The following is a 16,442-nucleotide window of genomic DNA, read 5'->3' as shown; positions in this document are numbered from 1 at the left end:
CACTGATTTTTGCTTTGGATACTCTTTGTGAGTATGATTACATTCATAGAGAAGTTTTTGTTTTTCTACTTCCGACAACATATCAATATTCCCTACTATTAATTTAGAATCCATAACTATTTGTAGTAAAATACTATTAAAATACTCAGGCAACCTATGTAACAACTCTTTAGATATAACCTCATTGTTCCAACCAAATTCTAAGGTTATATTTTCGAAAGGGAGTATGGATAACGTCATATTATAATTTGTTCTTTCAACCATAGAGTATTTCTCAATATAGAATAAGTCTTTATCTTTTGAATAACTATCCAATGGATAATTTTCTACAACTACAATAGAATTGAATAAATTTTGATCAGAATTCATATTAAAGCAAGTTTTTATGTCTACCAGAGGGGTATTCTCATATATACTTCTATTTTTAATAGATTTGTCTAACTCTTTAAGTAGCTCTATTAAACTCCACTCATTCTCTATGTTCACTCTCAAAGGAATGGTATTAATAAACAAACCTACCATTTCCTCAATATTCTTAATTTCATTGTTTCTACCAGAAACAACCGTTCCAAACATCACATCATCTTGATTATTTACTTTTCGAAGGATCATTCCCCAAGTAAAATATAATACCGTAGCTAATGATATCTGATGTTGTTTACAAAATTGTTTTAGTTTATCTGTTATATCTTTAGAAATGATATATTTATATTTCTTATAATGTGTTAAAGGTTTTGAACTATGAAAAATGTCATTGTTAACCTCAAATCCATCTAGATACTGACTCCAAAATAAACGTTGTTTTTTCTTGTCTAAAGATTTATTTAATTTAATAAATTCTTTAAATTTGCTTTTATGTATTTTTATTGGAGTCATACCATTATTAAAAACAGTATAAGCGTTTAACACTTCTTTTAAGATAATGCCATTACTCCAACCATCGTATAATATATGGTGATTGGTGATGATCATTTCATATTCTCTTGAATCTAGTTTACATAATGTGATCCTTAAAGTTTCTGATGTTATGTCGATTCTGTCGTTTAGATCCTCTATCTTAACTCTTTCTATTGCTTCAAGTTTATTAATTTCACTAGTAAAATCAAAATATTGAATTAGTACTTTATTTTTCTTAAGAACAATTTGTACAGGATTTTCAATTGCTTTCCACCTAAAAATTGTCCTTAACATTTCATTAGTATCTATTACAAAATCCCATGCTTTTTGTAATAGGTCTATTTTAATATCTCCTAAAATAGTTATGCTTAGTTGTTCATGATATTCTCTACTACCTTCATCATTAATGTAGTGAAACAACATCCCTTGTTGCATGCTAGTTAAGGAAATAATACTTTCAATATTATCTCTAGATAACTTGTTATTTTTCTCCAAACATATCACCTCATAACTAATCAAATTCTAACTCTATGTTTTGATAACTATTCATCCCTATTTTGTAATCATCTATTACAACATACATTACAATTATTCTAATGTTTGCCCTTTCTTTAAAACAAATTAACATAATAATTACTTACAGCAATAACAAAAACAGCCATTCCGATCGGATTAAACATATTCACATCTTTCTCTAGAGTAATCATTAAGACCATTATTACAAAGAACATCAACGATTAATTTAGTATTTTCTTTCTTTAAGTCTTTTTCCAAATTCATCATTTATACATCTTTTTTTTCTACCACTTCTTCTCAATCAACTACAATGATGTTCCCTTTAATACTTTCAAAAATATCTGTCTTATAATTTCTTAATGAGATATTTAATTGTATTGAATCCACTTTCGGATTCATAGCAATATAATTTGAAACCGTACAAGTCGTAAAATATCAGAAATTTCATAAGCATCTTGACAACAATTCATAATGTGTATTTTTCTTTATAAATATAATCAAAACTATTTATATCAATTGAGAGTAAATCGAATAGAAATATACTTCAAATCTTTTACTTAGTTGTAACTCCAGTTGTACTAAAATACTAAACAGAACTTTATTGATTATTACTTTCCTGTATCTGCAGCATTATTTAATATACTATGAGCCTCTAGGTATATTATCTGAAAAGCTAACTTTCCACTTAATTCCAGGCTTATTAATATTTAGAAATGGTTCTATTTTTTAAATCTCTATATCTTAAATAAGGTTTTACTAGTTGAGTAAAATCATCAATTGCTAATATTTTTTAATTATAATATAAAGAGAGCCATCATCTTTTCAAGATTTATACTATCATATATTTTTATGTATCCATCAATATTGTGAAGTTCAAAGTTTAAGTTCACCTTATCTATATACTATATTCTTTCTTTTTTGTGATAAGTCAGATTTTAATAAACATTTAAGAAAAAAAGTAATGTAGAACAATGATATCACCCCTCCCTTTTTTTGACAAGTTTCGACTTATCGTGTAATCTAAACAATGTATTTGTCGTTTTATGTAGTATATATTACATTTATTGGAAAAGTATAATATTTTAAATTGAAATGCCTAGTAAATTAGCATTCTAAAATTATTGAAATCACGCTCTAAATTAGTATACATATAGGAGGTTCTTTATTACATATGCATAAAAATGTGTTAGCTCATGATCCAAAAGAGGATTACATTGATAGATATCGTATTTCAAAAGAAGTTCAAAAAAAATTAAATTTACTATATACCAAGAATAATTGGTATAACTTTTTTTCTATAGGATTAGATTGGGGTATTATATTAGGATCAGTATTACTATGGTTAAATGTACCTACTTGGTGGATGTATATAATCAGCATTGTGCTAATTGGTAGTAGAATGAGAGGTCTTGATAATATTATGCATGAAGCTAGCCACGCCATGCTCTTCAAAAACCAATTATTAAATAAATGGATGGCTTGCATTTTTGCTGCATTTCCTATATTCACTTCATATACTACATATTGTAAATCACACTTCTTACATCATAAATATTTATGGACTGATAAAGATCCGGACTATCATCGGTATAAGCTAATTGGTTTGGATGATCCTCCAAAAGATGGATTTACATTCTTTTTGAAACACATACTAAAACCTGTTTTGTTAGTCCATGTTCCTAAGTACATATTAGGTACTGTTTCTGCTAATTTGTATTCTAAAGGAGAGCCTTCGAATGAACGTGTAGCTCGAATTTTATATTGGTTATTAATTATTACAAATTCAATTATTTTTGGTTTTTGGGATTTAATCCTATTATTTTGGATTGTACCTTTATTTACAACATTCCAGATTATTCGTTACTGGGTAGAAATTTCAGAACATGGTGGACTTAAAAATAGTAATGGACTTTATGCATCACGTAACTCTTTTGGTAATTTAATAGAGAGTTTTTTATTGCACCCCCATAACGATCCATATCATCTAGTTCATCATCTATGTCCAGCTATACCACATTATAATGTAAAAAAAGCACATCTTATTTTAATGGAGGATATTGAATACAGAAATGCGCACCATTGCTTTGGATTTTTTGTTCCAAAAGTACCTGGTTTCTCTACTGTTGTAGAGGATATACGAGGTAAAAATTATACGAACTGACATTATATATTTAGGCAATGCTGCTTCCTTTACTAGTACATTGCCTAACATATTTAATCATAATTTAAGCTATCTTTTTTATATAGTGGTAAAACAGAAAGGAAATAAATCTTCTCTTATCAAGTCCTACAATAAAACTCAATCTTCTACATAGACTCATCAAACTCTGTTGATAATTAATTGTAAACCGTATTAATTTACGATCATTGAAATTTCCTAAAACTAACATCCAATTTATAAAAAGATCTCCCTGACAACTACAATTACACCAAATATATAAACTTAGGTATAAGTATAAGAAAGTATAGAAGAGTTTAACCTACAGTATTTCAGAGAACAGTTAAATTTGGGATTACCTTTTTATAGTGGAAATTTCACAGAATGGTGCTCTTATAGTAAAAATATATATACTTCAACCTGAGATGAGAGATTTAATCAATATAAAATTGAATACAAAAAGATGGCTTTACTTATGTATACTAGTTAGAGGATGAACAAACAGTAAAGGCAAGATTAAAATTAGCGAAAAGTACTCTCTAGACGGCTGCTAGAGGCTAGGTAAAAAACATCGAAGTGAAAAAGGTCTTATGAAAAAATCTATGGAATGACTCAATACAAGCATTATCATGATAATTTCCTTTGCTACTCATGTTACTGTCAATTCATAATAAACCCAAAAGAGATTGCACTTCTGAAAGTGCTAACTTTCTTAAATTGAAAAAGGATTTTGTTTACGAATCTAATAAATCTATGATGATATACGAACATTAATTTTTACTATTTAACCGGGTTTACTGAATACTTACCAATTTTCGAAAGACATTTTGAGATTTGTCAAATTTTGTTGAAATATAGGGAAAAATAAGTTAAAATAATGATTGCCTGTAGGATAGTATAATATATAGACAATGAGAAGAATTACATAAGTTGTAAGTGGATAGAACTCCCGATCATATTCAAACTCTTGCATAAAAACGTATGGCTGTTATCAATGCAATGAGTGTAGAGAATAAACAGCGAGAAGGAAATAAAAACGCAGTAGCTTTGGCACTAGCTTTATCTCGTTTCTCTGGCCCAATAATACCTTTTAACCCCTGCTGACTATATCTTTCATTTGTTGTACTTTAAAAGACACAGCAGGAAGCAAAAATCTTGTTCGATATCACATCATGAATATATTGTCAATGAAGTAGATGTTATTTATACAACAGAAACACTTTCTTCTATCCGATCTACTTTAATAGATGCTACCATACCTTTTTAGGATTGAATCATCTTATAAGTTTCAAGAGACAACAAAATAAAGGAGTTATCTCTTATGTTAAAAAATGCTTCCTCTTTAAAACTCATTAATATTACCTCCATACTTTTTCATGAAAATCATGAAAGTAAAAGGCTTTCTTTCACGAAACAATGTATTTTAGATGATGGTTTTTTAAAAGAACCAGTCTTAGTAATGGATATAGATGAAGATAAGTATTTGTTGTTAGATGGTTTACATAGAACGCTTACTTTGAGAGAATTAGGCTGTTATTGGATTCCTGCTCAAATAGTAAGTGAAAGTGATGTAGAATTAAAAAGTTGGAATCATCTGCTCCCTAGAGACAAATGGTTAGATAGTATTAAAAATAGTTATGATTTTATTTTCACAAAAAATAGTAAAGATAGAATTATATTAGGTAAAATAACTTATTCAAACGGTACAACCGATGAAATATGCGTTGAACAAAAATATGACAATGATATACAACTAATATCTTTATGGAATAAGCTAGTCAATAGTTATAATAGTGACTATTTGGTTAAGAGAATTCACAATGATGAACATATTAAGGTAGATAATAACGAAGTATTAATGCAATATCATGTTGTTAACATGTCTTTAATAAAAAAAATTGTATTGAAAGGTCTAACATTACCATCTGGGGTAACAAGATTCGTTATCAAAGAAAGAATATTGAATTTCCAGGTACCTTTTAAGTTACTTAAACATGAAAACCATGAACATATAGCTGAAGTATTTCATTTGTAGCTTAAAATACTTCCATCCTATATAAAACGTTTCTTAATGACTTCCAAGGTTAATACATGAAAATTCAATTCAAGTACCATTCTTATATATCCTTCGTGGTATGTTTTAATTAGGTAACATACCACGAAGGATTTTTCTTAGTACCTAACCCTACGTTAAGATACTTCATAATTTATGTTAATTGTTTGAATGTGACTAATACTTTCTTCATCACGTCTAACAGAACAAATCATATATTTGTAAAAACAACAACTGTTCATACTCACTTTCACAGAACTTCTCAGATAACCAACTAATATAAAAGTAGTGTTCATGACATGTCTTCACCCTTATAAATCTAAGAGAGAGGGGCATGCCGAATATACTTGACATTACTTTATTTATTTGGCCCTTATATTTCCAAATTGTACTTTGAATGCTCGATTGTACTATTATCTTAAAACTGAAATGGTGCTATTTGAATTTTTCTAAGTTTGATATAATGGGACATAAGCCCACTCTTAAAACTCTATCTCCTGCGTCCTCAAATCCCATGCTTTTGAAATAAGCCTATTTTTAAATCTCCTACAATGGATAAACTTAATTGTTCCTAATCAATAAAAACCAATTCCCATAAAATTTGGATAATCTATATCAAAAACTAGTCCAATTTTTGACCTTTATTTAATTCAATTGCTTTATTAACATAATAGCTTCCTACTGCAATATCAAAAACAGCCATTCCCATCGGATTAAACATAATTACTTCTTCACTAGAATAACCATTAAGTCCATTATAGCAAAGAACATCAACAATTGATTTAGTGTCTTTTTTTTGTAAGCCTTTTTCCAAATTCATCATTTCTATATCTGTTTTTTCTCTACAGACTTCTTCCCAATCATCTACAATGATGTTTCCTTTAACATATTCAAAAATATCTGTTTTATAATCTCTTAATGAAATATTTAATTGTAATGATCCCACTTTAGGCTTCATATCAATATAAGGTTCTTTTGAAACCGTACATGTCATAAAAATGTCTGAATTTTCATAGGCATCTTGCCAACAGTCCGAAATATGTATTTTTTCTTTATAAATAGAATCAATACTATTTTTATCAATTGGATTTAAATCATATAGATATATATTAGCTATTTTATCTCCTAATAGTTCTGTCACCATCTTGAAATGGTTTTGCCCTATAGGCCCCCACCCTATGATTCCTATATTAATACCCTTCAAGTCTCTTACTTTACTATAAGATTTGATAATAGACCCAGTTACTCCAGCTGTACGTATAATGCTAAGCAATGCAGTATTTATTATTGCTTCTGGCTCCCCTGTATCAGCATTATTTAAAATAACAACGCTATGAGCTCTAGGTTTATTGTTTTTAATATTATCTGGAAAACTAGCTATCCACTTTATTCCAGATTTATTAATGTTTTGCCCTACAAAAGCAGGCATTGCAATGATTCTATTTTTTAGATCCTTATATCTTAAATACGGTTTAACTGGTTGCGCAAAATCGTTATTTGCTAAACATTCTGTTGCATTTTCAATTACAGAAACAATATTATTCCAATCTACACCTATATCTTTCATATTGTTTTCATTAATATATATCATAAGAGACCCCTTTCAGCCCATTTAATTGTTTTTTATAGTTTCGATTTCATTTATAAACTTTTCACACCACTGCTCATTGTATACAGTATTTGCGTATCGATCCCCTCTATCTGCAAATAATGTCACTACATTAGGCTTTTTTGAAAAACTCTTGCCATTAAAATATTTTTTAATGGCGGAAAAAACAGCACCTGATGAGCCTCCAGCAAAAATATTATGCTGTAATAAGAGGTTATTGCACTCTTTTACCACCTCTGTTTCATCTATAGCTATAACATCGTCTATAAAAGCGAAATTTAATATTTCTGGAACTCTACTTGATCCAATTCCAGGTATATGTCTCTTCTTTGATTTACCTCCAAATATTACTGAACCAACAATATCTACAGCTATTACTTTTGCGTTAGGGTAAACTTCTTTTATCTTTTGTGATAACCCTGTGATAGTTCCACCTGAACTAACTCCTGCAAATACATAATCAATATTTTCTATCTCATTACACATTTCAGTTCCTAATGTATGATAATAAGCATCCGAGTTGTGTTGATTAGCATATTGATTTACCCAATATGAGTTAGGAAACTGTTCTTTAATTTCTTTCACTTTTTTAATACGATTTAATAAATAAGCTCCATTCTCATCTCTTTCATTTACTTTAATCACTTCAGTACTTAATTTTCTGATCAACATTTCATTTACTTCTGATATAAGTGGATCAATAACACAATAGAACTTTAATCCTCTACTTTTACAATATGCCGATAATGCTATACCGAAATTTCCAGAAGTAGATTCAATTATTATTGTATCCTTATTTATTAATCCATCATTATATATTTTATCTATTAAATACTTTGCTGCCCTATCTTTAACGCTCCCGGTAGGGTTTAAACTTTCCATTTTAATAAATAAATTTATATTTTCTAATTGTTCAACATTTAAATTTAAAGTTGGTGTATTTCCCACCATATGAAATATATTATTATAAATCAAATTCATTCCCCCTAAAATTATTTAATAATGCCCATTTCCAGTTTTAATATGTGATCTGCCATATCAAAATAATAATCGTCATGTGTGATAGCAATTATACATTTACCACGGCTTTTTAAATCTGGTAAGAGGGTTTTATAAAAAAATTGTCTAAATTCAGGATCTTGATCAGCAGCCCACTCATCAAAGAGATATACGGGTCTATCTTCTAAATAACTTATAAGAAGAGCTAATCGTTTCCTTTGACCTGTTGACAAATCGATTGTATTGAACTTCCCATCTTCAATCTTAACTTTATTTTCCATTTGTAGTAACTTTAAATATTTCGTAATTTCCTCCTCTTTTTCTTCGTGTTCTATACCATATAATTTGTCGAATAAATACACATCACTAAAGATAGTAGAATAGAATTGACTCAAAGCCTTACCTTCTATTTCCTTATTATTAATAATAATCTCACCTTTTGATGGAGTATATAAACCAGTTATCATTTTTGCTAAAGTAGATTTTCCACTCCCATTTCCACCTGTGATGAAAGTAATTTCACCTGATTTAAACTTATATGATATAGGACCTACTTTAAAATTACTTTCTTCATCTTCATGATCATATACATACTCAATTTGATTTAATTCAATAACAACATTATTGTTCGCCATAATCTCACGGTCTAAATGAATGTCATCATGTTTAATGGATGCTATTTCATGATACAGCTCTTGTATTCTATTCCAACTAATTTTAACTCTTATTCCATCAGGAATAGCATTCAATATACCGTGTACAGGTCCTATCATAAATAGTAATACAAATATATAAGTACTTAAAGTATTACTTTGAATCTCTGTAAATACTAGTGGAAATATAAATGCAACCGCTCCTAATGCGACTGTAAATAACAGTTCTCCTATGACAAACATATTAGCAAAAGCTAAGGCCGCTTCTCCCCTCTTAACTCTGTAATTATTGCAAGTATGATCTACATCTACTTCAAATTCTTCTTTTTTGGCTTTATTGAGACTCAATTCTTTAAATCCATTTGTTATATCATTTATAAACTTAAAAAAGTGATTTTGATAATTCCTTGCTCCCTCTTCTTTTTCATTCGCATATCGACCTGTGAGGTAATAAATACTCGCGATCAGTGAGATGACAAAAATCGTTAATAAAAGACCATAGAAACTTACAAATCCTAAATATATAAAACAACACACCAGTGTAACAGAACTCGACACTCCTCCAATAATAATGTTGGCAAAATTCCCCAAGGTTTCTGTATCATTATTTAAGGTCGCATGAATTCTACCATTTTTTATTTTTTCAAAGTTACTATAAGGTATTCTCAGTAGTCTATTTATGATTTCCATTCTTTTTGTATACACAATGTTATTCGTAATATTAATTAAGTTAAATCTAACCACTCTTTGTCCGTACACATACAATATAATCCCTAGAGTGAAGTATAATAATATACCAATCTGAAAACCACTTCCATTAATAGATAAGTTAATTGTAAAAATAATCAAGAAATTTCCTAATCCACTTATAATACTTAAGAGGCTAATTAATAATAAGGACTTATCATTTTTATTCTTAAAAAAGTAAGTGATCAAAAAATAAATAAAAATCATCCATATAGTAACAAGTGTTATATATAAGGCATATTTAATCGTGATAGGTAACCAGATATAAACAAACTCCCAGGATACACCGTAAAAAAATATATAAGGTATTAAGTAAATACAATAAGTTAAGACCACCATAAAAAATATGGATAGTAGGAAGCCTAATATACTCTTTTTATTTTTTTTCTCAAATATACGTTTTCTTAGAATGATATCTTTAATCGATGTAAAAATCAGAAACATGACTGCACATAAAATAACAGTGGCAACAACTATGATTATTACAGTTATACGATCGGCACTCTTGTTTAGATCAGTAATTTTATTTGTAGCCACATCATCCTCAATTAAATCTATTACTTCCTGACCAATTGCAGGAACATACGCTGAGTTAATATTACTAAGTACAGCTACACCTAGCTTTTCTTCTGGTCTAAATACAAAGTAGGAAGAATAGTTGGGATTCACACCCCCATGAGAAATTTCTCCCCCGCCATCTTGATATACATACCATCCTCCAGCATAAGATGATCCATCTCCATTCGGATAAATGGTTCTATTCGGCAACTGTGATAATTGTACTAATTCCTGAATGTCATTGACATTTTTAAGAGTGCCTAGTTGTAACATAAGCCACTTTGCAATATCTTCAGAATTAGAAATAAAATATCCTGCAGGTTTATTCCCTCTATATATAGGTGCATCATATTCTCTAGCATGAAGAAATTCGAATTTGTACCCTTTCGCTAAGTCATGTTCTAATGCATCACTTCTGAATAAATATGTTTGATTTAATTGAAGTGGGTCTAATAAATTTGTTTGAATATATTCCTCAAAAGAGATTCCAGATACTTTTTCAATCACCAATCCCAAAACATCATAATTAATGGTTGCATAATCAAAATTCTGACCCGGTTTATTAATCAATTCAATGTCTACTAATGTTTTTACAGTTTGTTCGAGTGCATTCTCTTCTATTGACACTGGTATCCGGTCAATACTATTAAATGGAACACCACTCGTATGATGTAAAAATTGCTCCAGTGTCACTTCAACATTCTCTCCATCATAATTCATCTTTAGCCAAGGAAGATATTTAGAGACAGGATCATCCATATTTAATTCCTCTTCCCTCACTAAATTCAAGAGAGCTAATGCCGTAAATGCTTTACTTGTAGATCCCAATTCAAAGAGAGTTTTTGATGTCACTTTTTTATTTAATTCAATATCAGAATAACCAAACTCTTCTTGATATACAATTTGATCATCATTTACAATAACAATGGACAATCCAGGCATTTTCCCTTTATCCATATGTTTATTAATCAATTTTTCTATATTATTTATTTTATTTTCTGATAAATTTATTACTGATTGTTGAGCGAAACTAAAACTAGGAACCATAAATATGAAAAATAGTCCAATTACTAGTAAGTATTTCACCTTATTATATCTTTCCTTCATTATGCACCCCCTCATAAAGAAATTATTATTTTAAAAAAACCTAGTAGATAAAACCTCTCTAATTCAATAACATATCTAGATCATCTTGTGAAATGTCAAGTGCTTCAAAATCTGAAGGTGTATATTCTTTATTTTTTTTATGAAGGCAATGCTCCAATATATCTTTAAGAATTTCAATATAAGTCTCCTGAAACAATGTCATTGTGTCATCTTTAAACCTATTATTGCTATAAGAAATGTTCATTCGCAGTTTTCCATTTAAAATCATTGCATCTACATCTATTATAGAAGATCTCTTATTTTTTGTACCAATATCAGAACCATGATCAAAGTTTGAAACTTTTAATAGTTTTGAGTCCAGTAAGTTATCAAAATCCCCTAAATAATTAAATCTTACTAATTTTTGATTACTATGATTAAGTTCTTTCTTCAGATATTTTAGAATTCCGAAATTAAAACCATGATTCGGAATACTTCTTAAAGTTTCTTTTAGATACTTTAAATTAGATTGGAAATCTATCTCTGATATTTTAAAATGAATTGGATAAATACTTGTAAACCATCCCATTGTTCTGGATACATCCATATCATCACTAATAGGCTCTCTTCCATGTCTTTCAACTTCAAGGGTAATATCATCGAGTTTTGTTGTTTTTTTGATTGTGAGTACTAAAGAAGCAATTAACAGCTCATTAAATTCCATTCCATACATTTCTCTAATTTTAACTGTAAGTTGACTCACCATTTCCTTACTAAGCTCTCCATAAATAGATTTTGCATTTGCTATTAAGTCTGGTCCCGTATCGTAATCGACAGGAAATAAAGATTGTTTATTTAATATATTTCCCCAAAATTCCTTCTCTTCAGAAAATGATTGCTCACTATATTTGTTTAACTCATTTGCCCATTCCTTATATGAATAAGTTTTTAAAGGAAGGGCTAAATCTTTCATATCCCCTTGCTGATTTAACAAAATATTTAGATCTTCTAATACTATCCTCCAAGAAACCCCATCTATTAATAAGTGATGTGCAGTGAGCAACAACAGTTGCTTATCTTCTTCAATTTTAAAAATACAACCGTTAAAAAAACACTCATTATCTAAACTAAAACTTCCTTTGACTTCTTCACTTAGCCTTTTAATACGTTCATTTCGTTCAAAAATATCATACTGAGATAAATCATGATATTGTAAACTAATGGGTTGCTCCAAAATCTTATTATTGTAATAAAGAGATTTTGTTTCTAAATTGTAGTTCATTCTTAAGGTATCATGATGTTTTATAATTTGATTTAATGCCTTATTTATCGTTAATAAACTTATATCTTTTGATAACTCTAATAAAACAGATTGATTATAATAATTTATGTCTTCAAATTCCTGCATAAAGAACCACTCTATGATTGGAGTGCTCATTACTTCCCCTGTCTCTACCTTTTGGTCTATCATCTTTTTTTGGTCATTATTCTCAATACATGCTGCAATTTCTTCTATTATTTCATGTTCCATTACATCTTGAACTTTTAAATTTAAATTCATTTTATTTAGTCTGGAAGTTAATTGAATCGCTTTTATTGAATCTCCACCTAATTGATAGAAATTATCATTCATACTAATTTTGTCTATTCCTAAGATCTCGCTTGCAATTTTAACAAATTTCTCTTCTATCTCTGTCCTGTACTCTATAAATTCGTTTTTATTACTTTCAATTACAGGTAATTGATTGAAATCCACTTTACCATTTGAAGTAAGAGATACTTCATTTATGTAAATAAAATGGGAGGGGATCATATACTTAGGTATATGTTCAGATAACATTTTTTTGATTTCACGATCATTGTAACTCTTTTGGCCAACTATATAAGAACATAAGATTTGATTTCCTCTTTCGTCTTCCTGATCTTTTACAATCACATTTTCTATTTGAGTAATTTCAACAATTTTATTCTCAATTTCACCTAATTCAATTCTATGACCATTTATCTTCACCTGATTATCTATTCTACCCAAATACTCAATATTTCCGTTTGGAAGCCATCGTGCTAAATCACCTGTTTTATACATGGTCTGTTCAGGTAAAAAGGGGTTATCCATAAATCTTTCATTTGTAAGGTCCGTTTTATTTAAATATCCTTGAGCCACACTATCTCCAGAAATATATAGCTCTCCAATTCCTGTAGTAGGTACAGCATTTAAATGTTTATCTAAAATGTATATTTGAACATTATCAATAGGTCCACCGATTGGAACTGAACCTTCACTATCATTTACTGTATCAAATTTATATATCATACACCCGACAGTCGTTTCCGTTGGTCCATATTCGTTATAGATTTCGATATTTCCATTGAATCTGTCCGTTATATGTTTAGCCAATTTGACAGGTAAATTTTCTCCTCCTACAACGAATCTTCTAATTGATGATTCTTGGTTAGGTCTATCTTTAAGCAATGTTAAATGTGAAGGAGTTAATTTTATAACAGTAGCCTTATTATCCTGTAATATTTTATATAGAATGAATTCGTTCCCATCATCATGATAAATAGCAATCGCATTTCCAGAAATAAGAGGAGTAAAAATTGAAGTTACGGTTAAATCAAAAGATATGGAAGAATAAAACGCAAATATTTCCTGACTCTCATTTAAATAATATTGGCTAGCCCACCATGCATAATTCATCAATGCTTTATGCGTAACCATAACTCCTTTTGGGTTACCTGTTGATCCTGAAGTATAAATTACATAAGCAAGACAATCTGAATGAGATGAGTTTAAAAAACGATCATTTTCCAATTGAATATTGTGATCATGTACAAGTACCATGGTGATATCTTGTTCAACAACATCTTTCATGTTTTTATCGGTGATTAATAATTTTGTTTTCGAATCCTTCAACATATAATTAATTCTTTGAACAGGATACTTAGGGTCAATTGGAATGTATGCAGCACCAATTTTCATAATCGCTAATATACTTACAACTAGTTCAAAAGAATGATCTATTATCACAGCAACGATATCATTTTTTTTTATATTTTTTTTCACTAAAAAATTCGATAATTGGTTTATTTTACGATTTAACTCTAAATAATTTAAATGTTCACCATCCATAATCAGTGCAGTTTGATGAGGATTTTCTTTTGCTTGCTCTTCAATTAAATCAATAATCGTTTTATCACGAGGATATTCTTTCTCTGTATCATTAAAAAATTCAATTCTATTTTGATACTCTTCTCTATCCAATAAATCTAAATCCTTAATGAATTCATTTCCATTTCTTAATGTTTTATTGATTAAGTTCATCATATATTTATATATTGAGTTTATCTCTTCTTCAGAGTATTCACTAAGTTTATAATCCATACATAAATCAATATGTTCTTGATCAGACCATTCCTTAATAATCATATGAAATGAATAGATCTGATGACCAGAATATATTTCTTCCACCATAATGGGAATATTACTTATCTGTTTTGAAAAAGCTGTATTGTAATAATTCACTGAAATATTAAACAACCCATCATTTCCCTTTTTCTTTAAATCCAAATCCTTAGTAAGAAGATCGTAAGGATATTTTTGATTAAAAAAACAAGCTCTAAAGTCACTCTCCACACCTTCCATCATTTGTTCAAGATTCATGTTAGGCTTGAATTGAAATCTGAAAGGCATTGAACTGGTATACATTCCCATTGTTTTTTTATCTGTCTTTCCACTTCTATTAAGAACAGGAATACCTATTACAATATCATCTATAGATTTAGTTTTATGAAGATATATTAATTTCATAGCAACAAAGAATGAATTTAAAGAAATGCCCTTCTCTTGTATAAATTTTTTGATTTTCAAACTTGTCTCTTTATTAATTCTAAAGTTTCTTCTTTCTCCTTCTAAGTGATTTGTACTGTGTGCTAAAAGATCATCAGAAATATCGTTAAACTTTTCATTCCAAAAATTTTTATTTTTATCAAACCTATTAGATGTTAAATACTTCTTTTCCTTTTCTATAAAACCTATATATGAGCTTGTATCTAGATTAACTTCACTTTCCATATTCATTAACTGTGTATATGCTTCATTAATTTGTGCTTCAATTAAGTTCATTGTCCATCCATCAGAGATTAAATGATGCATTTTCAATAAAAATCCATATTCATCTTCAGTTAACTTATAAATACAGAAATAATAAAGCTTATTATTTATAAGATCAAAATTTTCTTGAAATACTTTTTTAGTCCAAGAATTAAAATGTTCAATGCTATTGTTTTCGCTAGAAAAGTCTTTATAATCTATGGTATCAGTCTCTTTGTACTCAGAAATATACTGTAAAGGTTCACCATTTCTTTCTATAAATCTAATTCGTAAACTATCGTTTTGTTCTATTAAGATACGAATGGCTCTCTCTAATTTCTGTAGATCTATTTTACCAAATATCTTTAATATTCCCCCGATATTATGAATGGGTGAGCCTGTGTTTAATCTATCAATATACCAGACACGCTTTTGAGGATGTGTTAGATGATAATAATTTATGTCATTCATAATTAACCTCCTATATTTAATGCAGTCGAGCATAATTGTGATAATAATTTAGATAGACATCTTCGCTATATGAAACTTGAACCAGAATAATAAAATTACTAGTCATTTATTTAATTGCAGATGTGGATATTCTTTTCAAATAGTACTGTTTGATTGCAGACTTCTATTTCCACTGTTCTAATTTGATAAATTGGATCATTAACTCCATAACTTGACGAAATATATCTGGTTTAACCCCAAATCCTATCAAAAAATTCATGCCTTTCAAAAGCTTCACCGGGAAGAACAGATACTTCTGTTTTCTCAACAAGTTATGGAATCCAAACAAGGGCATGACAATTCCACTGAACCTTTAATTTAAATATATTACATCATATGGATAATGGTAGAATCTCTTCATACTTCCTATGTTTAATGATAAATTAGTGAAATGATCTTGAAATTCATTTATAAAATCTCAATGAGATCAAGAGAATTTTACCATAAAAATTATTTTCAGTACATATTTTTTGTCGATAATTATATTATTTTGTAGTTTTATGTATTATTATGTAGTTCTATCATCTTTATTATTGATTATATTTTGTAGTTTTATGTATTAT

7 protein-coding genes are annotated in these 16,442 nt (G+C 28.8%); 2 read left to right on the top strand and 5 right to left on the bottom strand.

Annotated elements, in window-relative coordinates; genetic code table 11:
* A partial coding sequence (locus ERL59_RS19905; RefSeq protein ID WP_235929977.1) for a condensation domain-containing protein occupies positions 1-1,392 on the bottom strand: 1,392 nt, incomplete at its 3' end.
* Between the two features lie 1,192 nt (positions 1,393-2,584).
* Here ERL59_RS19905 and ERL59_RS19900 point away from each other — a divergent pair.
* Both ERL59_RS19900 and ERL59_RS19895 read left to right on the top strand, forming a co-directional pair.
* Positions 2,585-3,574, top strand: a complete 990-nt coding sequence (locus tag ERL59_RS19900; protein WP_160647984.1) for a fatty acid desaturase family protein — start codon at positions 2,585-2,587, stop codon at positions 3,572-3,574.
* Positions 3,575-4,892: 1,318 nt separating this feature from the next.
* A complete protein-coding gene (locus tag ERL59_RS19895; RefSeq protein ID WP_160647983.1) occupies positions 4,893-5,606 on the top strand; it encodes a ParB N-terminal domain-containing protein in 714 nt (237 codons plus the stop codon).
* A gap of 640 nt (positions 5,607-6,246) precedes the next feature.
* Here ERL59_RS19895 and ERL59_RS19890 read toward each other — a convergent pair.
* From ERL59_RS19890 to ERL59_RS19875, 4 genes are read right to left on the bottom strand one after another with little or no spacing between them, the layout of a single operon-like run.
* Positions 6,247-7,215 (bottom strand): 2,3-diaminopropionate biosynthesis protein SbnB, encoded by a 969-nt coding sequence (locus ERL59_RS19890; RefSeq protein ID WP_160647982.1) that lies wholly within the window; start codon positions 7,213-7,215, stop codon positions 6,247-6,249.
* Positions 7,216-7,236: 21 nt separating this feature from the next.
* Complete coding sequence (sbnA, locus tag ERL59_RS19885) at positions 7,237-8,208, bottom strand: 2,3-diaminopropionate biosynthesis protein SbnA (protein WP_235929976.1); 972 nt, start codon at positions 8,206-8,208, stop codon at positions 7,237-7,239.
* 17 nt (positions 8,209-8,225) lie between these two features.
* Positions 8,226-11,297, bottom strand: coding sequence for a cyclic peptide export ABC transporter (locus tag ERL59_RS19880; RefSeq protein ID WP_160647980.1), 3,072 nt, complete (start codon positions 11,295-11,297; stop codon positions 8,226-8,228).
* Between the two features lie 58 nt (positions 11,298-11,355).
* Entirely contained in the window at positions 11,356-15,840 is a 4,485-nt protein-coding gene (locus ERL59_RS19875) for a non-ribosomal peptide synthetase (protein ID WP_160647979.1), read from the bottom strand.
* Positions 15,841-16,442: the final 602 nt, after the last annotated feature.

Source organism: Chengkuizengella marina (assembly GCF_009910845.1).
Taxonomy (GTDB): domain Bacteria; phylum Bacillota; class Bacilli; order Paenibacillales; family KCTC-33759; genus Chengkuizengella; species Chengkuizengella marina.
This window is presented reverse-complemented; position numbering and strand designations above follow the sequence as displayed.